Source organism: Thermosynechococcus vestitus BP-1 (genome assembly GCF_000011345.1).
GTDB classification, from domain to species: domain Bacteria; phylum Cyanobacteriota; class Cyanobacteriia; order Thermosynechococcales; family Thermosynechococcaceae; genus Thermosynechococcus; species Thermosynechococcus vestitus.
This window is the reverse complement of the sequence record NC_004113.1, coordinates 1,775,635-1,795,665: the sequence shown is the minus strand read 5'-3', so window position 1 is coordinate 1,795,665 and position 20,031 is coordinate 1,775,635. Positions and strand designations below refer to the sequence as shown.

Sequence of the window (20,031 nt, the reverse complement as noted above, 5' to 3'; positions counted from 1 at the left end):
TCAATTCAGTCTAATTCAGACGAGTTCAGTCTAATCACGTCTCGATTCTCTGCCTACAAGGTTCAATGTGGTCTGACCTGCTCCAACAACTCCTTGATCGCCAAGCCCTGACCCAAGAGCAGGCGGCTCAGTTAATGCAAGGATGGCTGGCAGAAGAAATTCCCGATGCCCTCTCCGGTGCTATTCTTACGGCATTACAGCTCAAGGGGCTAACGGTTGAGGAACTGACGGGGATGGCCAATGTATTGTTGGCTCAATCCGCAGGTGCACCGCTAAATTTAGCCGAACCCCTCATTGATACCTGCGGCACGGGGGGCGATCGCGCTGGTACCTTTAATATCTCCACAGCAGTGGCCTTTGTCGTGGCAGCAGCGGGGGTCAAAGTGGCCAAGCATGGCAATCGCTCGGTCTCCAGTCGGGTGGGTTCCGCCGATGTCCTTGAGACCCTTGGGGTCAACCTTGCCCACAGTGATCCTGCCTTTTTACTCAAGGAAGTGGGGATTACGTTCCTCTTTGCCCCCGGTTGGCATCCAGCCATGAAGGCCGTCGCTCCCCTGCGGCGTACCCTGAAAACTCGCACCGTCTTTAACCTGCTTGGCCCTTTGGTGAATCCGCTCTATCCCACAGGACAGGTAATTGGGATTTTTAGCGATCGCTATCTTGAAGCGGTGGCCGGTACCCTACAACGTCTTGGACGCCAACGGGGGATTGTCCTCTATGGCCGTGAAGGGGTGGATGAAGCTACCCTGGGCAATATGACCGATCTAGTGATGTTTAGCGGCCCTGAGGAGTCCCTGCGCCAAGAAGTCCTGGATCCCCAAGCCTTGGGACTTGCCAGTGCACCCCTGCGGGATCTCGCTGGGGGAGATCTCCAGACCAATGCCGCAATTCTCACCCACGTTCTTCAGGGAAAGGGCACAAGTGCCCAGCAGAATGTGGTAGCGCTCAATGCGGCCTTAGCCCTCTATGTGGCCGCAGCAGTGGAGAATTGGTGGGAAGGGGTCGATCGCGCAAAAGCGATTCTGGCCAGTGGCGCGGCCTGGGACAAGCTACAGGCATTGGTGACGCTCTCCAATGAATCCTAGGGTCTCTGCCTATTTACCGCCGTGGTCTGTTTTGGATCCCCTCCTGGATCAATGGTTGCAGGAGGATATTGGTCGGGGCGATCGCACCACTCAAGCCCTGCATCTCCAAGATCGCCAAGGAAAAGCCCATATCCGTCTCAAAAGTCAGGGGGTCATTGCCGGTCTGCCCATCGTGGAGCGAGTTTTCCAGCGCCTGACCACAGCGGTAGTGTTCACCTACGAGCAGGCCGAGGGCGCCATTTGTGAGGAGCCGACCATTGTTGCCCGGATTGCCGCTCCCCTAGAAACATTACTCCTGGGTGAACGGCTCGCCCTCAATTGCTTGATGCGCCTCAGTGGCATTGCCACCCTCACCCATACCTACGTCCAAGCAATTGCCGATTTGCCGACCCAACTCGTAGATACCCGCAAAACAACGCCCGGACTGCGTCTGCTAGAAAAATATGCGGTGGCTGTGGGGGGCGGTGTGAACCATCGCTTTGGCCTTGACGATGCGATCCTGATTAAGGATAACCACATTGTGGCGGCAGGGGGCATCACCGCCGCGGTTGAAAAAGTTCGCCAAGCCAGTCCCTTTCCCTTGGCCATTGAGGTGGAAACCGAAACCCTTGAGCAGGTGCGCGAAGCCCTTTTCCTTGGGGTAGATGTGATCATGCTCGACAATATGCCGATTCCAGAGATGACCCAAGCAGTGGCGATGATCCGCGCTGAAGCCCCCCACATTAAAATTGAGGCCTCTGGCAATATCACCCTAGAAACCCTGCGACCAGTGGCCTTGACGGGGGTGGACTACATTTCTACCAGTGCCATGATCACGCGATCGCCCTGGCTAGATTTTAGTTTGACGATTCTTTGAGCCTTTTTGAGAAAGTGAGTGCCTGTTTTCGGAGGTCGAACCGTGTTGAAGTCCCTAAGCCTACCTCGGTGGGTTCGGCTAAAACCTTGGGAGCTACTGGCGTGGCTGATTGCCCTTGTGATTGCCGTGCCCATTCTTGTCATTCTCAGCCAAGTTTTTGTTAATACGGATAACACTTGGCAGCATTTGGCAACAACGGTTTTGCCCGACTACCTGTTGAACTCCCTCTGGTTGATGTTGGGCGTGGGGATAGGCGTTGTGGTCATTGGGGTCAGTACGGCATGGTTGGTTACCAACTGTCAATTTTGGGGTGTGCGCTGGTGGCAATGGCTGCTGCTGACCCCTTTGGCGGCACCCGCCTATGTCTTGGCCTACACCTATACGGAATTTTTTGCCTTTGAAGGTCCGATTCAGGCATGGCTACGGGAACTAACGGGCTGGGGTTATGGTGACTATTGGTTTCCCAATATCCGCTCCCTTGGCGGGGCGATCGCCCTGCTCACCCTCGTTCTTTATCCCTATGTTTTTCTCTTGGCACGAGTAGCATTTTTGGAGCAGGCCACCTGTAGCTTAGAGGCCAGTCGTTCCCTTGGCTGTGGACCTTGGCGTAGTTTTTGGACAGTGGCATTGCCCCTTGCGCGGCCGGCGATCGCTGCGGGTACGAGCCTCGCCCTCATGGAAACCCTCAATGATTTTGGTACCGTACAGTACTTTGGTGTCGATACCTTCACCGTAGGAATTTACCGCACCTGGTTCGGCATGGGCGATCGCGTGGCAGCGGCCCAGTTGGCTTCAGTGTTGGTGGTCATTGTTTTTGCCCTGCTGCTTGTGGAAAAGTGGTCGCGGGGCAAGGCGCGTTATTACAGTCGGGGCAGCGATCGCCCCATTCCCTACCTGCTCAAGGGATGGCGGGCGGCTCTGGCTTGGCTAGTCTGTGCCCTACCGGTGTTCTTTGGCCTCCTGCTCCCCGGCGGGTTGCTGCTCTACTTGGCCATCAGCTACCAACAATTGCAACTGAGCCGCGAATTTTTAGAACATGCCAGCCACAGCCTCATTTTGGCGACGCTCTCGGCCGTCCTTGCGGTGGGGATTGCCCTGCTGCTGGCCTATGGGCAACGTCTGCTGCCAACGGTTTGGGTGCGTTGGGGAACCCAGATAGCTGCCATGGGCTATGCGATTCCAGGCACAGTGATTGCAGTGGGGATTCTCATGCCCCTGGGGTGGCTAGACAACGTCATTAATGATGTCACTGAGCACCTGTGGGGGGTGGAAGTGGGCTTGATTCTCAGTGGCACGGTCACAGCACTGATCTATGCCTACTTGGTGCGCTTTTTGGCGGTTTCCTTAGGCAGTGTGGAGGCTAGCCTGGTGAAAATTCGCCCCTCTCTCGATGAGGTGGCGCGGACCCTAGGGCGATCGCCTTGGAATATTCTGGGCACGATTCACCTCCCACTGATGGTGCCCGGCCTTTTTACCGCCGCCCTGATGGTCTTTGTGGATGTGATGAAGGAATTGCCAGCAACATTGGTGATTCGCCCCCTTAACTTTGATACCCTAGCAATACAGGTTTACCGCCTTGCCTCTGATGAGCGACTTCCTGAGGCGGCCCTAAGTGCTTTGGCCCTGGTGGTCGTGGGTCTCATTCCGGTGATTTGGCTGGGACGGCAAACCCGCTGGGCTGACTAGGGGGTTCGGTTTACCCTTTACCGATTTCCTTAATAATTCGTTACATTAGAAGCAACGTTTGCTAGGTGTGCTATGTATTTAGAATTTAAGGCCAGCCAATCTGTCCGCCTCAGTATTGAAACACCCACGGCTCCCTTACAGCACTACCTGCGTCAACCCCAGCGGCTTGTCTATGCCCTAACGGATCCCACGCGAGTGGAATTTTTGGGGAGCGATCGCTTTCGCCTGAAGATGCGCCCCTTGAACTTTCTCATGGTTAGCTTGCAACCCACCGTAGATTTAGCGGTTCATGCCAATAGTGACGGCTCTTTACAATTGCGCTCCCTCGGCTGTGAAATTCGCGGGGTGGACTACATCAATCGCCGCTTTCACCTAGCCCTCGAAGGCTACCTGTGTCCCCAAGCCACGGTGAACGGTACGGATTTAATCGGTCTAGCGGACTTGCAGGTGGGCGTAGATATTCCGCCTCCCTTGGATCTGACACCGCGTCCGATTCTTGAAGCCACTGGCAATGGCTTACTCAAGAGCGTTCTCTTAACGATTAAACAGCGCCTCAGTCAGCAGTTAGTAGCCGATTACCAACGCTGGCTCACAGAAGTCGAAACCACAGGCAATGAGCGTTGGCTAGCACCTCTTCCCGTGAGTTCAACCTAGGACGGAAGAGATTTGAGCTTTGACTCCCCTAGAGATAAACCTGCTTGGTGCTGAGTAACTGAGCAAGGCTAAAGAGTCCTCGCTGCGGTCCTTTTGCGGCCACACCAAGGGCCAAGGCATCCAAGCGCTCGAGTTGGGGGGGGCGATTGACAAATACAAGGGGCGTTTGCACCTGCTGATAAAAGGCCCGGCAGTCCTCGTAGCTGCTGGCAATAATCCCACTGGCGGCGCTGCCATACTGGTGAATCCAATTCACTGCGGCGGTGAGATCTTCTTCGTAGTGCCACGCCAAGCGTTGATCCAGGTAGGGAAGCGGCCACTCACTGGCATCCACAAGGGGAATTTCGGCATAGTTGCGGTGTAAATGCTCATCGACCCCCTGTTTGTAGCCTGCTTGGCTGAGTTCATTGATCACAAAGGCAAGATGGGAGGGATTGACATTGGCGAGCACAATCACTTTTTCAATGGCAAGGGCGCGATCGGGATTGGCCTGGTGGCTGCGCTGAATACAGTTGAGGACACTCTCTGGTGACACCGAACCATCCCAAACGAGATAGGTATTACCAAGGGAAAGAGAGACCAAGGGACAGCGAGCAGCAGCCCGTTGCTCCGCGACAAAGCGGGAGCGGCCATAGACAAGGGCTAAATCAACAGCAGTGGGATCCCCAAGCCAACTTGCCGGACTAAGGGAGAGGGTTTGAATAGTGGTTTTCGGCAGACTGGTTTTGCTCAACGCGGCCTCGATGAGAGTAGCGATCGCCCCAGCGGTATAGTGACTACTTTCACCACTCCAGAGCACAAGGGCATTTCCTGTTTTGAGTGCCATGCCCGCCAGCATCAAGCTTAAAGTAGGTAGCCCTTCATAGACTAAGGCCACCACTCCGAGGGGAACGGCATACTGAAACCGCTCGGGTCGCGTCGGCAATGGTTGCTGCCATGGATCTGCTGCATGGTAGAGGTGCTCTAGCCACTGGCGAATCCGCTGCAGGCGCTCATGGGTCAGCCGCAGCCAGCCAAGCACAATCTGAGACACTGCTAGATCACGGCTGGATTCGAGATCGAGAGTATTTTGCTCCAACAGGAGAGGTTCTGCCGTTGCCAACTCCTCAATGAGGTGCCTCAGGGCTTCCTGACGGAGGGCATAGCTCGCTTGACTGAGGTATGTACTGGCGACCCGCGCCCTCTTCAGTGGCTCAGGCAACATAGCCACAGAGCATTCAACGACGGGAGAGGGCAATCCAGACTAGAAATGCTGGCGTTAGTGCAATCAGCAGAGAGGCAATCACCCATAGCAGCCCTTCAGGTTTTAAGGACAATTGTAGAAGTAAGGGCAGCCAGAGGAGAATAGGCATCAATAAAAAGAAGCTCAAACCGATGGCGAAATACCAGTAGCTTTCTGAGAAGCCCCGCTGCAACTGACTCCACTGCAAGCCCGTCCAATACCACGCTCGTTTGTAGGGATAGGTGGTTGCCAACTGCTCAATGGAATAGCCATCGGGACGCACAACAAAAATTTGCTGACAGCGCCGACAGCCAAAAGCTTCTGTGAGGGCAATTGGCATCAACTCCCCCTGACGGCGACAGGGGCAGGGATAACTGGCGTCCAGATCCAGTTTGTGAGGTTTCATCGGAGCCACGGTGGCTGTCCAAAACGCAAACGACAGGAAATGATTCGATGGGGGGCGATCGCTCGCCTACTGATACAGCATACAAACAGAATTCCGTTTTGCCCCTGCCTTATACAATTTGTTAAAGATAGCCAGCAACGTGAAATCTTTTGATTTTTCTACAATGAGAGAATCTAGGCTAGGATACAGTTCTGCCGCATCTTTCCTTGATCATGATTCCTCAAGATTTTCTCGACGAAATTAACCCCGATCGCTACATTGTTCCCGCGGGGGGAAATTTTCACTGGAAGGACTACGATCCTGGCGATACCGCTGGCCTCAAAAGTAAAGTCGAAGCCCAGGAACTCCTTGCTGCGGGGATTAAGAAGCTCGCGGCCTACCAAGATGTGCTCTATGCCCAGAATATCTATGGGCTGCTGATTATTTTTCAGGCAATGGATGCAGCAGGCAAAGACAGCACGATCAAACATGTCATGAGTGGCCTGAACCCCCAAGCCTGCCGCGTCTACAGCTTTAAGGCCCCCAGTGCCGAAGAATTGGATCATGACTTTTTGTGGCGAGCGAATCGTGCCTTGCCCGAGCGAGGCTGTATTGGTATTTTTAATCGCTCCTATTACGAAGAAGTCCTTGTGGTGCGCGTGCACCCGGATTTACTCAATCGCCAGCAACTTCCCCCCGAAACCAAGACCAAGCACATCTGGAAAGAGCGCTTTGAGGACATTAATCACTACGAACGTTACTTAACACGCAATGGCATTCTCATCCTCAAGTTTTTCTTGCATATCTCCAAAGCAGAGCAAAAGAAACGCTTTTTAGAGCGGATTAGCCGCCCGGAAAAGAACTGGAAATTTTCCATTGAGGATGTGCGCGATCGCGCCCACTGGGATGACTACCAACAAGCCTATGCCGATGTCTTTCGCCACACCAGCACCAAATGGGCACCGTGGCACATTATTCCCGCCAATCATAAGTGGTTTGCGCGGCTGATGGTGGCTCACTTCATTTATCAAAAACTGGCGAGCCTCAACCTCCACTACCCGATGCTCAGTGAAGCCCACAGGGAGCAACTCCTAGAGGCAAAAGCGCTGCTGGAAAATGAACCGGATGAGGATTAGGCACTGCCGTCCCCTTGGGGCACCTGTTGCCAGAGGGGGGTTATCTCCCGCAAACTTTGGTAATCCCCATTCCCAAGAATCAAATGGTCAAGCACTGGAATTTCCATGAGTTGTCCCGCTTGTAGAATTTGTTTTGTCAAGTCCAGATCTGCTTGACTGGGAGAGAGATTGCCTGAGGGATGGTTGTGGGCAATGATCAGGCGGCTAGCATTGCGGCGCACGGCTTCCCGAAAAATTTCGCGGGGATGGGCAAGGGTTTCGGTGGCGGTGCCCACCGTAATCACATGGGATCCCAACAGGCGATGGCGCACATCCAGCAGGAGAACGGCAAACCGTTCTGTGGCTTGCCACATGAGATCAGCAGCGAGGACAGCAGCAGCCAGAGCAGGACTGTCAATGATTGTTTGCTCCCCCGGTCGCGACTGAAAGACCCGCTTCCCCAGTTCGACGGCGGCTAGGATCGTGGTGGCTTTGGCGGGGCCAACCCCAGGAATTGCCATTAGTTCCTCTGGGGTAATGTCACGCAAGGCGCTGACGGCATCGGTACTGTCACCAGTGCGCTCCCCCAACTGTTTGAGAATAAACTGCCCCAAGCCGACGGCCGAGAGCTTGCCCGCCCCTTGACCTGTTCCCAGTAAAATCGCCAACAATTCAGCGGAACTCAGGTAGCGGGCACCTTGGCTGAGGAGCTTTTCACGGGGGCGATCGCCGGCGGGCAGATCAGCAACACGCAGCGAGTAGGACATCACAGCAGTGACTGACGGGATTGCTAAAAAGCATATCAAGCTTATGGTAGCGTTGGGGCTGAATTAGAAAATTCGCAAGAAGTAGTTGACTTTTATTTGCAAGTAGTTCAAGATAAACACAGTAAGGGAACCGTTTTCCTCTGTTCAGCCTCAATGAACTTGTTGCGAATCCACTCCTGACTTTTCCTAGGGACAGGTGATTGTTGCCCCTTCGGAATTCCTGGGGGCGATCGCCCTTGGAATTTTATAAAGAGGCTTGCAGGTACTTTGATCATTAATGAGGAGTGAATAATGGCGAGATCAATCGCGGTCTGGCTGGGGTTGGTTTTGGCTCCCGCCTGGGGAATGTCAGCGGCAATAGCTGCAAATCACTTGCAGGATGCCTCCCATAGGAGTGATGGGAGTGCCGCTGCGTTTTTTGACTATACGTCGCAACAAGCCACTCATGCAGTCAAATCACCCTTTCAAGTGGCACAAATGCCAGCGGTAGCGGACTTAGAAGCTCAGGCTCCCCGACTTCCTGCCCCCGACCAGTCTTTGGGAATGCAGCGGACAATACCCCAAGTGACCTCGGTGAGTCAACTTTCGGATGTGAGCCCCACCGATTGGGCCTATCAAGCCTTGGCGTCCCTGGTGGAGAAATATGGCTGCATTGCCGGTTATCCCGATGGTACCTTCCGTGGCAATCGGGCAGCCACCCGCTATGAAATGGCTGCAGCACTGAATGCTTGCTTGGATGTGATTAGCGATCGCTTTGCCACCAAGGAAGACCTCGCTACCTTGCAGCGCCTGATGGATGAGTTCAGGGCTGAACTGGCTACCCTGCGCGGTCGGGTGGATAGGCTGGAGGCTCGCACTGCTCAGTTGGAAGCACAGCAATTCGCCACCACTACCAAACTACGGGCTTCAGTAGTGTTTAATGTGTCCGATGTCCTCACGGGCACCCAAGCCGTTGCGGCTCCCGGTCGCGGGCCAACTATCCAAGACAATCCTGTTGCCACCTACCGGGCTCGACTCAACTTTGACACCAGCTTCTATGGCAAAGATGTCCTGCGGGTGCGCATTCAGGCTGCCAATATGCCCAACTACGGAGCCGTTACCGGTACAAACATGGCCCGCCTCGGCTATGACACCAACACTGGTGGCGTATTTGCCCTTGCTGACCTCTACTACCGCACCCCTCTGACCCAGCGCCTATTCCTTGCCTTTGACGCCGCAGCGGGGAACTTTGATAAAAATGTCTTCACCTTTAACCCCCTCTTGCAGTCCGATGAAACGGGAGCCATTAGCCGTTTCGGTCGCTTTAACCCCCTCTATCGCTTTGGCGGCGGCAACAGTGCTGGTCTAACCCTACGCTACACACTCCTTGAAAATAAAGAGCAGGGGACAAACCTTGTCCTGAATCTTGGTTATCAAGCGCCCTTTGCCAACAATCCCATCCCCAATGCGCCGAATACCAATGGTTTGATTGGGGGAGCCTATGCCGCCCTGGCCCAATTGGATTGGCGACCCGTGAAGAACTTAGCCCTAGGATTTACCTATGTGCGCTCCTTCGGTGTTGGTGTTGATGGCGCCGCAGGAAGCAGTGGTTTTCCGGGTTCCGCTGCTAACCCCATTGGTAATAACGCCAATGCCGCAGCCGATAACTTTGGCTTTCAGTTTACCTATCGCCCGATTCCGAAGTTGAATATCGCTGGCTGGGTCGGCTATTCCAGTGTCTATCAAGTGCAAGGCTTTGCAGGACCACGGGCAGAAGCAGAGGTTTTGAACTGGGCAGCCACCTTTGGGGTACCGGACCTCTGGCGCAAGGGCGATCTTCTTGGTTTGATTGTTGGTCAACCTCCACAAACCATTAGCGTTCGTAATGTACTGGGTGCTCCTGCTGCAACGTTTAACTCCTACCACATTGAGGGAGTATACCGCATTCCTATTTCACGGAATATTTCAATCACACCAGGGGTCATTGCTTTGGTCAACCCCAACAGCAACAGTAACAATGCCCCAATCGTCCTCGGTGTGGTGCGGACAACCTTTAGCTTCTAGTACTTCGATATCTTCCCTGCCCCACGGGGCGGGGTTTCACTTTAATCTTTAGAAAATCTTTCTTTAGAACGTCAGGGCACTCTGAAAATCAAAAAAGCCATCTGCTAAGGTAGGGGTACAGCCCTTTTCTGGGGTAGGCAAAAGAATTGCTAAGCTTGTTGAGTACTCACTTGGGAGTATTACCCTATGTCTGAAGAACAAGTTTCGCCACCAGAGTCCCCGACTCCCGAACCTGAAACAGAAGCCGTCACTCCCGAAGAAGTGACCGAAGCGGCAAAAGCTCTCCTTGCTGCTCTGCAACGCTTTGCAGCTGCTCAACTTAAAGCCCTACCCGCGGATGTACAAAAAGCCCTTGAAACGGCGATCGCAGAGCTGAAGTCGAATGCTGATACCGTCTCTAGCCATGTCAAGGATTTTGAAGAGCGCCTCAAGGCCGCCTGGGAGGTGCTAACGGCAAAGAGAGAGCTGCCCAGTGGTGATGAGGAATCCTAGCGCGTTATTGCTTGAGCAATTCCCTTGGCAGGAAACCCTCCAGTGGCAACCCACACCCCAACAGCAGGAACAGTTCCAACGGTTCTATGGGGCTCTCCTTGCAGCCAACCAAGGGATGAACCTGACGCGGATTACGGCAGTCCCTGATTTCTGGGAGAAACACCTCTGGGATTCGTTGCGGGGAATTTTACCGTGGCTTCAGCCCACTGGGGAAACGTTGTGGGGAGCCAAGATTCAACAGGTCATTGATATTGGCAGTGGCGGTGGTTTTCCGGGGGTACCGGTGGCGATCGCCCGCCCGGACTGGTCAGTGACGCTCCTTGAAGCAACCCAAAAGAAAGTGAAATTTTTGCACTCTCTGGGTTCAGCGGTTGGCTTGGCCAACATTTACCCAGAATGGGGACGGGCAGAGTCCCATGGCCGCCGTTATGATTTGGCCTTGATTCGAGCCGTCGGTGATGTTGCTCGTTGTTGTGCCTACGGCTTGCCCCTGTTGCGCTCGGGGGGCATTTTAGTCCTGTACCGAGGTCAGTGGAGCGACGAGGATACCCAGCATCTAGAGACTCTCTTGCCACGATACCGCAGTCGACGACTAGACATTCAGGGATTTACTACTCCCTTGAGCCATGCCCAACGGCACTGCGTTTACCTGCAGCGTCAGGGTTGAATCAGTGATCTTGGCGATCTTGTCCTCCTGGGGAGTCTTGCTGTAAATAAATATGACAATTGATGGTTTGGAAGTTTTGCCATACACATTTAGGGGGGGATCAGTTATACACAAATAGAGAACAAACCAAGAGATGTATGGATTGGTTGGGGCAATTTGGCAAGTCTTGGAGGAATACCGTCAATGTTTAAAGATAATAATACAAGTTTTACAAGCTGGCTCGCCGATCTCCTCAATGGAATGGGTCTGGCATGGTGGGTCAAGATAGAGACGAAGACCCCCCCCTGCACGTACTACTTTGGTCCTTTTCTGACACCCACGGAGGCCGAAAAAGAGAAGGATGGCTACATTGAGGACTTGGAGGCTGAGGGAGCAGAGGGACTGGAGGTCAGTGTGGTGCGCTGCCGTCCTGAAGAGGTGACCATTGACGCCGAAAAAAAGACGCGGGTGCCCCTTAGTGTCGGCATAACATAGGCTAAAGTCTGAATTGGCTCCAAAACTTTGTCCCTAGAGTTTCTTAAAGTAGGATGGTGCCTTAGAGTTCCTTCTAGGTACTTCCACTGGACGCCAACCTCCACAGGGCTATGTTCACCATTACCAAGGCGGATGGAATTCTCTGGGCGATCGCCTTTATTACGGGGTGTATTTTCAGTCTCTTTCAGTGGGGGTGGCTGGGGATCTTGGCCCTAGGGGGGATGCTCTACGGGGGCCGCCGTTGGGGTGGTAGGGTTTGGCTGCGACTGCCTGCAAGTCAAAGTTTTGCGATCGCCACCGGGGTTGCCCTCTTGGCAATGCTCTATGTATGGCTGCGCACCCCCCAGCCGGGGGTCAATGACATCAGCACTTTGGTGCCGCGTCTTGAGGCACTCAATCTACCGCCAACGGTGCTGGTCGAGGGTCGTGTTGAAACCACACCACTGCCCAATCGCGCTGGGCGACTACGCTTTTTTCTTGGGGTGGAGCGCTATGAAAATCTGAGTGGGGAAGCTGCTAAAAGTGGTGTGCTCCAAGGGCGGGCAAGCGGTCGTCTCTACGTCACCGTTCCAGCACAGCAAGGGGCAATGCTGCATCCCAGCCAGCGGATTCGGCTTGTGGGACGGCTCTATCTTCCCCGCAGTGGGGGTAGTCAGTTTTTTCGTGCCTTTAACTTTCGGCGGCAGCTTCAGTTGCAGTACACCTTTGCGGGCTTAGCGGCCAATAAGGTCACCATTTTGGATCAGGGATCACCCTGGGGGTTATGGGCACTACGGCAGCGAATTGTCCAAGTCCATGCCCAAGGATTGGGCGATCGCCATGGTGCTGTGGTCTCGGGAATGGTGCTGGGGAACCGCGCGGTGGCCATTCCCTTTGAGGTGCGCGACAGCTTTCGGCGAGCGGGGCTATCCCATGCCCTGGCAGCCTCAGGGTTTCACACAGCGATTCTTTTGGCCGTTGTCCTAACGGCAACCCGTCCTCTGCCGCAGCGGTGGCGCTCTGGGCTGGGGGCTGGCGTCTTGGTGTTCTTTGCCTTTTTGACTGGATTTGCCCCCTCCGCAATGCGCGCTGCCCTGATGGGCTTAGCGGGGTTGGTGGCTTTAGTGAATGGCCAAAAGGGGCAACCCCTTGTGATTCTCTTGGCGATCGCCACCGCCATGCTGATCTACAACCCCCTTTGGATTGAAGACATAGGCTTTCAATTGAGCTTCCTCGCCACCTTGGGCTTAATTGTCAGCGCCCAACCCATCAGCGATCGCCTCCATTGGCTGCCGACACCCCTGCGCAGCCCCCTTGCTGTGGCCTTAGCGGCCACCCTCTGGGTACTTCCCTTGTCCCTCGCTATCTTTGGCACTATCCCTGTTTATGGTCTGCCGGCCAATGTGATTGCCAATCCTTTCCTGATTCTGTTGACTGTTGGCGGTTTTATCAGTGCAACCGTTGGTTTCATTCTTCCTCCCCTCGGCTCTGCCCTAGCTTGGCTGCTCTCCTACCCCACGGCCTTGCTCCTGTGGCTGATTGAAACCATTGGCCGCTGGCCAGGAGCAGTGATTGCCCTTGGCAGCTTGGGTTGGCTACAGGTCATTGTCCTCTATGGTCTGATGCTACTGGTGTGGTTGAGTCCCCCTTGGCGGCGGCGCTGGTTCTTGTTGTTTACGCTGGGCGTCACCCTTGTCCTTGTGCCGTTTATTTTCCGCCAAACCACCCTGTTCCAGGCTACTGTTTTGGCCAATACGCGGGTTCCCACCCTCGTGATTCAGCAACCGGCAGGTACCGTGGTGATCAATGGCGGCGATGCCCAAGGGCTGGCGGCCTTTTTGGCTCAAGAGGGCATTAACCGGATTGATTGGGCGGTGGCCAGCGATCGCCAGTACCGTCAACAACAGGGCTGGCGCGACATTCATGAGATCACCCCCATTCGCCAATTGACGGATGTGCCAACGGCCAAAAGTGATCCTGCCTACTGGGAAATGTTGACTACCCTCAAGGTCCCCTATCAACCGCTCCCCCTGCGGCAACCTGTTCAACTGGGTCAGGTGAAAATTACAGTCCTGCGGGCGGATCCAGCCATCTTGACCTTGGAGATGGGCAACACTCAGTGGCTCTTTGTCACTGATCCGAGTCGGGATGCCGCGCAAACGGCTTGGCTGGCCGTGACGCCCGTGGAACCGCCGCAGGTTCTCTGGTGGTGGGGGCGAAAATTAACGCCACGCCTCTTTGAGATTGTCAAGCCGCGCAGTGTCATTCTTAGTCGGAATACCCTTGATCCGGCGATCGCCCGCTACTTAAAGCAAAAACAAATCCCCTATTTTGTTGTTGGAGAAGCCGGGGAGGTGCGCTGGCAGCCCGATGGCTCCCTAAAAGCAAATACTCCTCAAAACGACGGCTTGATTTAGGATGCCCCCTTACCCGCTGCTGGCGGTTACAGCAGACAGCACGAAGCAGCCACTTAGGGACAACTTCTGGCAGCCTCCCCTAAAAACCTAAGCTGGGTTGTTGCCACCGCCATCATCACCGTAGCTGGGGGATTCGCGATAGATTGCATCCAGTTGGGCACGGGCATCCTCCACACTCAAAGAGCGCATCACCAACAGGGGTTCATCAATAACACGGCCATCGCTATCTAAAAGTTCTGGATGGGTTACCCGTTGCGGTGAAAATTGCCGTTGTGATTCAATACCGAGGGTCAACAAACTGCGAATCAAATTCGCCATGGCCAGTAGTGCCAAGACCGTAAAGACAACAATGTAAATCAACTGCAACATGAAGAAAGCACCTCCGAGCCAAGCGCTGAGAATCGTTTAAGCGTCACAAGATTTGGATAAGCGGTAGTGGTGGGCAACCTGCCAGCACTCCATCAAGAGCGTATGCCACTGCATTAATACCTGTGTATCAACCCCCACTTGGCCGTCCGTTGCCCGAAAGAGGCTTTGGGTAGCAATCACATCGTTGAGGGCTGTCTCCACCCGTTCAAGGAGTGCCTGCTGTTGTGCCACCTCCAGGAAAGGAATGACCTCTGTCTGCAACAGCGATCGCGATCGCGTGAACCAGTACTGAAAATCTTCAAGTAGCGGCTCCAACAAGACCTTAAGGAGTTGAGGTTCAGGTAAATTTGAGTGCAGCATAGGGATTATGAGGGCGATCTACTTCTATCTTAAATCTTAAACTCGTTTACATATTGTTACATTTTTGATTTTTCAGTGCCCTTTCCGCGGCGCGATCGTTTGGAAGGAATCGAAGAGACGGTGTACCCTAAAAAAAGACTAAAAAATACCGATTCTGTCCCCATTAGCTAGTGTGCATAGGTATGGACATCCGCGATTTTTTTGCCCAAAGTGCTGGCCGCTGGTTTTCCCAACGGACGAGTCATCACTTGGCCTTTAAGCAAACCGAGTCCGGCAAGTCTCAGTTAACCATTGAATTACTGTCGGTGGATGATCCTGCAGTCATTGCCCTGTGTCAGCAATATGATATGGATCCCGCTTGGGCAGTGTGCGGCGCGCGGGTCAGTTGGGACGGCACCATGGAATGGGACAATGAGAAGCACGAAGGCTCAACAGTACTGGTACCCATCATGGATCAGGGATCGCGGATGGAAGGAAAGCTCCTGCGGGAAATGGGCTACGCTGAAAAAGCACCGGTTGCCGGTCGCTTCAGCATGGGCAGTGATGGTGCCCTGACATTGATTACCGAATACGAAACCATCTATTCCGAAGAGCGCCTCTGGTTTGCCAGCCCCAATTTACGTCTGCGCACCAGTATTCTCAAGCGCTTTGGTGGTTTTAGTATGGCCTCCTTCTGCTCGGAAATTCGCTTAGGGGTGACGCAACCCGCCAACTCCTGATGGTTTTTCTCCACGTTGCCATTAACGTCACGAATCTAGAGCGAGCTGCTGCCTTCTATGAAGGGGTGCTGGGTCTTACCGCCGTCGATCGCCCCCTGAAATTTCCCGGCCGCTGGTACCAAATCGGTGCCGTGGAAATTCATCTGATCCAAGCGGAGAAGGTAGTAGATACCTGTCAAGATCAGCGGTGGGGACGTAACCCCCACTTTGCCCTTGGTGTGACTGATTTAGCCAGTCTCGAACAACGCCTAGTGGCAGCCCAAATTCCCTGGCAGCGCAGTGCCTCAGGACGCGCCGCCATCTTTGTCGCCGATCCCGATGGCAATTTGATTGAACTTAGCCAACTGTCCTAGAGCAACAGCTTGGCAGTTCCCAAGAACTGAATGCCCCTTGGTTCAATGGCGAAGCGGTAGGGCAAAATTTCCACCCCTTGGTTGTAGGCAGCGCGTAGGAGCTGTCCATAGGTGGGATCAGCACTATCTCCGGGCGCAAAGCGATCGCAATCGCCGCGATTAATAAAGTAGAGCATACACACCCGAGTTTCTGGTTGGGTTTGCCGCAGCCGTTGCAGTTCCCGCAGATGTTTTTGACCGCGGCTGGTGACCGTATCAGGAAACAGGGCTAAACCCCCTTGCGCCCAAGTGGTATTTTTCACCTCAACATAGGCGGGGGGCTCTTGAGGATGATCCGTTAAGTAAAAGTCAATGCGGCTGCGCTCTTGACCGTAGGCCACCTCTCGCTGCTGAGTGCCGTAGCCAGCCAGTTCCGGTAGGATGCCTGCCGCCAACGCCGAAGCAATGACCCGATTGGGCAGACTGGTATTCACCCCTACCCAGGTACCGTCAACAAAAATCATTTCCCACGTATAGGCTAGCTTACGCTTGGGATCCGCATGGTAGGAGACTTGAACGGGAGCACCTACTTGGCAAATCCCTGTCATTGGCCCTGTATTTGGGCAGTGGGCCGTAACGCGATCGCCCGAGGTCAACTCAATCTCAGCAAAAAATCGCTGATAGCGCCGACAGAGAATTCCTTCTTGGAGCGGTGGATAGTACCAACAGAATGGGGGAGTCACAGGGGATCAGCAGAAAGCGCAAGCCCTCATTTTACCCCAAAAGTAAAATGCCAGCCCCCTTTGGTGATATGGAAGCCAGCATTCTACGGAATATTAAAGGAGATTTAAGGTTAAGGTCTATATCGGCTGACCTCAATTGAATACCCCTATCATGGCATCACTTCTTGGCAGGGGGGCCTTTCCTAATCTTTTCTTTATATTTATGTTGCAAAGACCCGATCTTTCGTTACATGTCTTAGAGTTTCGCAGTATTGCCCTGAAAACTCCCCGGTTCTGCCCACAAGAAACGCCCCCAAATCCCGTAGTATTAAGATGTATGTCGCAAATCTTAAAAATTTCTGAGGTATGACCGCCGAAACCCCTGATGTTGCGCCCTTAGATCGGTTTGAGTGCCGTGCCTGCGGCTACATCTATGAACCGGCAAAGGGAGACGAGAATCGCTCGATTCCGCCCGGGACAGCCTTTGCTGATCTGCCCCTGAACTGGCGGTGTCCAGTGTGTAGTGCTCCAAAAAAGCAATTTAGCAACATTGGACCTGTGGGATCCCCCTCAGGCTTCAAGGAGAATCTCAACTATGGCTTCGGTGTGAATCGCCTCACCCCTGGCCAAAAAAATATCCTCATTTTTGGTGGTCTTGCCCTTGCTGTTCTTTTTCTACTGAGTTTCTATAATGTTCGCTAAACAAATTGACATCCATTGGCAAAAAATGAAAGGAATCAAGTTCCTGCATTGGCTCCTAGGGACCGTTCTCCTCTGGGTGAGCCTGAGTACCCCTGCCCTTGCTATTCCTGCTTTAGACTACAACCCTTGGGAAGCGATCCAACTGCCAACCACCGCAACGATTCTTGACATGAGCTTTATTGATCGTCATCATGGTTGGTTGGTAGGTGTCAATGCCACGCTAATGGAAACCCGCGACGGTGGTCAAACTTGGGAACCGCGCACGCTGGTTTTAGATCATTCCGACTATCGCTTCAACAGCGTCAGCTTCCAAGGGAACGAGGGCTGGATTGTCGGTGAGCCGCCAATTATGCTGCACACAACTGATGGTGGCCAATCTTGGAGCCAAATTCCCCTCGATCCAAAACTCCCCGGCTCGCCCCGCCTGATCAAAGCCCTCGGCAATGGCTCTGCGGAAATGATAACCAACGTGGGGGCAATTTACCGCACCAAAGATAGTGGCAAAAACTGGCAAGCCTTAGTCCAAGAAGCCATTGGTGTCATGCGCAACCTCAACCGTTCCCCCTCTGGCGAGTATGTGGCTGTCTCCTCGCGGGGGAGCTTTTACTCTACCTGGGAACCCGGACAAACCGCTTGGGAACCCCATAATCGCACCACCTCCCGGCGCCTTCACAATATGGGCTTTACCCCTGATGGTCGGCTCTGGATGATTGTCAATGGCGGTAAAATCGCTTTCTCTGATCCAGATAATTCTGAGAACTGGGGAGAACTGCTGAGTCCTCTGCGTCGCAATAGTGTTGGCTTCCTTGATCTGGCCTATCGCACACCGAACGAAGTATGGCTAGCAGGGGGTGCCGGCGCGCTGCTGTGTAGCCAAGATGGTGGCCAAACGTGGCAGCAGGACGTGGATGTCAAGAAAGTCCCCTCCAACTTCTATAAAATTCTCTTCTTTAGTCCCGATCAAGGGTTTATCCTCGGCCAGAAGGGAATCTTACTGCGCTATGTAACTGACTTGACGGCTGCGCCAGCGTAACGTAGAAAATAACTGCCGAGCCTCTGGTGGCGTCTCGTTATGACATCCAGCAGCACTTCATTCTCTCTCCATGGGGGTAATAGCTTTTTGCGCAATATCTGGTACTATGGCCTGCCCGCCGCTGACCTTAAACCCGGTCGGTGTCAAGCCAAGGTGCTTTTAGGGGAGCCCATCCTATTTTGTCGTACCACTTCAGGCAAGCCCTTTGCCCTGCGTAATCTCTGCCCTCACCGTGGCATGCCCCTGCACTATGGTCGCTTTGATGGCAAAGAGGTGGAGTGCCCCTACCACGGCTGGCGCTTTAATGCCCACGGCCACTGTACGCTGATTCCCTCCCTGACGAGTGATAGCGATGTGGATCTCAAGAACTTTGGGGTGTTGAGCTATCCGGTGCGGGAGGTGCAGGGCAATCTCTGGATTTTTTTCCCGGCCAATGGCCGCAATGTCAGCGAGCCCACCCTAGAGGTGCCCCTTGTTCCCGGATTTAGTGCCGAGACCCAACCCCAAGCGGTACAAAAATTCATCTTTCCGGGACATCTAGATCAGGTGTTTATTAACTTTATGGATCCCTCCCATGCGCCCTTTGTCCATGGGGCGTGGTGGTGGCGCAAGCGAGGCAAGCTCTTTGAGAAGGCAAAAACCTTTGATCCGTCGCCCTATGGCTTTACAATGCGCCGTCATCCCCTGTTGCGCAAGTCTTGGGCACACCATCTTTTGGGTGGCCACCCGGAGGTGGAAATTATCTATCGGCTGCCGGGGATTCGCATTGAAACCAACTATAGCGATCGCCACACGTTTTGTTTTCTGATTACCCTCACCCCCATTAATGATCAGGAAACTGAACTCACCGCCACCTACTACTGGACATTTCCTTGGCTTGCTCCCCTGAAACCCCTACTGGCTCCCCTAGCGCGGGAATTTCTCAACCAAGATTTGCGCATTGTAGCCAAGCAAAGCGAAGGCCTGAAGTACAAACCACCCTTGACCCTCATCAAAGAAGCGGATTACCAAGCCAAGTGGTACTACCAGCTTAAACGGGAGTACGAAAAGGCCACCCAAGAGGAACGGGAATTTGTCAACCCCCTGAAAACCCAAGTCCTGCGCTGGCGCTAAAGGCAGCAGCCCCTCTGGTAGGATCAGAGGGTTAGATCATTCGCACTGGCTGGACCTATGCTCCTAGACCTATCGGGCAAACGCGCCCTTGTGACAGGCATTGCCAATAATCGTTCGATTGCTTGGGGGATTGCCCAACAGATCCATGCCGCGGGTGCTGAACTGGCGGTGACGTACCTTCCCGACGAGCGGGGAAAGCTCAAGCAAAAGGTCGAGGAACTGACAGCCCCCCTTGTTCCCAAGTTGCTCCTGCCGCTAGATGTGCAGCAACCTCAACAAATTGACGATGTCTTTGCGGCGATTCAATCCACATGGGGTGGCTTAGATATCTTGATTCACTGTTTGGCCTTTGCCCAAAAAGAAGATCTCAATGGTGACTTTTCAGCGGTCTCCCTCGAAGGCTTTCATCTTGCCCTTGACATTAGTGCCTACTCCCTTATCTCCCTCAGCCGTGCCGCTAAACCCCTGATGACCCATGGGGGTTCAATTATTACCCTCACCTATTTGGGGGGTGTACGGGTTGTGCCAAACTACAACGTCATGGGCATTGCTAAGGCAGCCCTAGAAATGAATGTGCGCTACCTCGCAGCGGAACTAGGGCCTCGGAACATCCGCGTCAATGGTATCTCCGCTGGTCCGATTCGCACCTTAGCTTCCTCAGCCGTAGGGGGCATTCTGGACATGATTCACCATGTGGAAGCCACGGCTCCGCTGCGGCGTACGGTAACGCAAACAGAAGTGGGCAACACAGCAGCTTTTCTTGCCAGTGATCTAGCCAGTGGCATCACTGGCCAAATTCTTTACGTGGATTCGGGCTACTGCATCATGGGCATGTGAGG

22 protein-coding genes are annotated in these 20,031 nt (G+C 53.9%); 16 read left to right on the top strand and 6 right to left on the bottom strand.

Annotation, left to right across the window (positions count from 1 at the left end; translation table 11 throughout):
• Positions 1-65: 65 nt before the first annotated feature.
• From trpD to TLL_RS08695, 4 genes are all read left to right on the top strand, one after another.
• A complete protein-coding gene (gene trpD, locus TLL_RS08710) occupies positions 66-1,085 on the top strand; it encodes an anthranilate phosphoribosyltransferase (protein WP_011057551.1) in 1,020 nt (339 codons plus the stop codon).
• Entirely contained in the window at positions 1,075-1,941 is an 867-nt protein-coding gene (gene nadC / locus TLL_RS08705; RefSeq protein ID WP_011057550.1) for a carboxylating nicotinate-nucleotide diphosphorylase, read from the top strand. The genes trpD and nadC overlap by 11 nt, the downstream gene beginning before the upstream one ends.
• Positions 1,942-1,983: 42 nt before the next feature.
• A complete protein-coding gene (locus tag TLL_RS08700) occupies positions 1,984-3,627 on the top strand; it encodes an ABC transporter permease (RefSeq protein ID WP_165442185.1) in 1,644 nt (547 codons plus the stop codon).
• Positions 3,628-3,699: 72 nt separating this feature from the next.
• The gene (locus TLL_RS08695) at positions 3,700-4,281 is read left to right on the top strand and encodes a DUF1997 domain-containing protein (RefSeq protein ID WP_011057548.1); all 582 of its coding nucleotides are present in this window, start codon (positions 3,700-3,702) and stop codon (positions 4,279-4,281) included.
• Between the two features lie 28 nt (positions 4,282-4,309).
• On the opposite strand, the gene TLL_RS08690 is transcribed toward TLL_RS08695, so the two are convergent.
• Positions 4,310-5,491, bottom strand: a complete 1,182-nt coding sequence (locus tag TLL_RS08690) for a gamma-glutamyl-phosphate reductase (RefSeq protein ID WP_011057547.1) — start codon at positions 5,489-5,491, stop codon at positions 4,310-4,312.
• A 7-nt stretch (positions 5,492-5,498) separates the two neighbouring features.
• Positions 5,499-5,918: a hypothetical protein gene (locus TLL_RS08685; RefSeq protein ID WP_011057546.1), complete on the bottom strand. Its 420-nt coding sequence runs from the start codon at positions 5,916-5,918 to the stop codon at positions 5,499-5,501.
• Between the two features lie 203 nt (positions 5,919-6,121).
• On the opposite strand from TLL_RS08685, the gene TLL_RS08680 reads away from it, so the two are divergent.
• A complete protein-coding gene (locus TLL_RS08680; RefSeq protein ID WP_011057545.1) occupies positions 6,122-7,024 on the top strand; it encodes a polyphosphate kinase 2 family protein in 903 nt (300 codons plus the stop codon).
• On the opposite strand, the gene radC is transcribed toward TLL_RS08680, so the two are convergent.
• Positions 7,021-7,770, bottom strand: coding sequence for a RadC family protein (gene radC / locus TLL_RS08675; RefSeq protein WP_164920920.1), 750 nt, complete (start codon positions 7,768-7,770; stop codon positions 7,021-7,023). The two genes, TLL_RS08680 and radC, sit on opposite strands and share 4 nt — an antisense overlap.
• Before the next feature lie 291 nt (positions 7,771-8,061).
• On the opposite strand from radC, the gene TLL_RS08670 reads away from it, so the two are divergent.
• The 5 genes from TLL_RS08670 to TLL_RS08650 all read left to right on the top strand — a co-directional run bounded on the left by TLL_RS08670 (position 8,062) and on the right by TLL_RS08650 (position 13,842).
• Positions 8,062-9,813 (top strand): iron uptake porin, encoded by a 1,752-nt coding sequence (locus tag TLL_RS08670; RefSeq protein WP_164920919.1) that lies wholly within the window; start codon positions 8,062-8,064, stop codon positions 9,811-9,813.
• Positions 9,814-9,999: 186 nt separating this feature from the next.
• On the top strand, positions 10,000-10,305 hold the full coding sequence (locus TLL_RS08665; protein WP_011057542.1) for a hypothetical protein: 306 nt from the start codon (positions 10,000-10,002) through the stop codon (positions 10,303-10,305).
• A gap of 7 nt (positions 10,306-10,312) precedes the next feature.
• Positions 10,313-10,972 (top strand): 16S rRNA (guanine(527)-N(7))-methyltransferase RsmG, encoded by a 660-nt coding sequence (gene rsmG, locus TLL_RS08660; RefSeq protein ID WP_231833756.1) that lies wholly within the window; start codon positions 10,313-10,315, stop codon positions 10,970-10,972.
• Positions 10,973-11,155: 183 nt separating this feature from the next.
• Positions 11,156-11,446 carry a DUF1816 domain-containing protein gene (locus TLL_RS08655; RefSeq protein WP_011057540.1) on the top strand — a complete coding sequence of 97 codons (291 nt, stop codon included), beginning with the start codon at positions 11,156-11,158 and terminating at the stop codon, positions 11,444-11,446.
• A 110-nt stretch (positions 11,447-11,556) separates the two neighbouring features.
• Positions 11,557-13,842, top strand: a complete 2,286-nt coding sequence (locus tag TLL_RS08650) for a ComEC/Rec2 family competence protein (RefSeq protein WP_011057539.1) — start codon at positions 11,557-11,559, stop codon at positions 13,840-13,842.
• Between the two features lie 87 nt (positions 13,843-13,929).
• Here TLL_RS08650 and TLL_RS08645 read toward each other — a convergent pair whose 3' ends face one another.
• Together TLL_RS08645 and TLL_RS08640 are read right to left on the bottom strand one after the other, a co-directional pair.
• Positions 13,930-14,211 carry a DUF2973 domain-containing protein gene (locus TLL_RS08645; RefSeq protein WP_011057538.1) on the bottom strand — a complete coding sequence of 94 codons (282 nt, stop codon included), beginning with the start codon at positions 14,209-14,211 and terminating at the stop codon, positions 13,930-13,932.
• A gap of 36 nt (positions 14,212-14,247) precedes the next feature.
• Entirely contained in the window at positions 14,248-14,571 is a 324-nt protein-coding gene (locus tag TLL_RS08640; RefSeq protein WP_011057537.1) for a DUF2605 domain-containing protein, read from the bottom strand.
• 182 nt (positions 14,572-14,753) lie between these two features.
• On the opposite strand from TLL_RS08640, the gene TLL_RS08635 reads away from it, so the two are divergent.
• Together TLL_RS08635 and TLL_RS08630 are read left to right on the top strand one after the other, a co-directional pair.
• Complete coding sequence (locus tag TLL_RS08635; RefSeq protein ID WP_164920918.1) at positions 14,754-15,290, top strand: phycobiliprotein lyase; 537 nt, start codon at positions 14,754-14,756, stop codon at positions 15,288-15,290.
• The gene (locus TLL_RS08630; protein ID WP_011057535.1) at positions 15,290-15,643 is read left to right on the top strand and encodes a VOC family protein; all 354 of its coding nucleotides are present in this window, start codon (positions 15,290-15,292) and stop codon (positions 15,641-15,643) included. Before TLL_RS08635 ends, TLL_RS08630 begins: the two co-directional genes overlap by 1 nt.
• Here the strand turns inward: TLL_RS08630 and sfsA are convergent.
• Positions 15,640-16,365, bottom strand: a complete 726-nt coding sequence (gene sfsA / locus TLL_RS08625; protein ID WP_011057534.1) for a DNA/RNA nuclease SfsA — start codon at positions 16,363-16,365, stop codon at positions 15,640-15,642. The genes TLL_RS08630 and sfsA overlap by 4 nt on opposite strands.
• A gap of 345 nt (positions 16,366-16,710) precedes the next feature.
• Here sfsA and TLL_RS08620 point away from each other — a divergent pair, with 345 nt between their 5' ends.
• Genes TLL_RS08620 through fabI form a run of 4 tightly spaced genes read left to right on the top strand, consistent with a single transcriptional unit; the run spans position 16,711 to position 20,029 of the window.
• Positions 16,711-17,046: a rubredoxin gene (locus tag TLL_RS08620; RefSeq protein WP_011057533.1), complete on the top strand. Its 336-nt coding sequence runs from the start codon at positions 16,711-16,713 to the stop codon at positions 17,044-17,046.
• The gene (locus TLL_RS08615) at positions 17,036-18,079 is read left to right on the top strand and encodes a photosynthesis system II assembly factor Ycf48 (RefSeq protein WP_011057532.1); all 1,044 of its coding nucleotides are present in this window, start codon (positions 17,036-17,038) and stop codon (positions 18,077-18,079) included. The genes TLL_RS08620 and TLL_RS08615 overlap by 11 nt, the downstream gene beginning before the upstream one ends.
• Positions 18,080-18,118: 39 nt before the next feature.
• Positions 18,119-19,192, top strand: coding sequence for a Rieske 2Fe-2S domain-containing protein (locus TLL_RS08610; protein WP_011057531.1), 1,074 nt, complete (start codon positions 18,119-18,121; stop codon positions 19,190-19,192).
• A gap of 57 nt (positions 19,193-19,249) precedes the next feature.
• Positions 19,250-20,029, top strand: a complete 780-nt coding sequence (gene fabI, locus TLL_RS08605; RefSeq protein ID WP_011057530.1) for an enoyl-ACP reductase FabI — start codon at positions 19,250-19,252, stop codon at positions 20,027-20,029.
• The last annotated feature ends 2 nt before the right edge of the window (positions 20,030-20,031 follow it).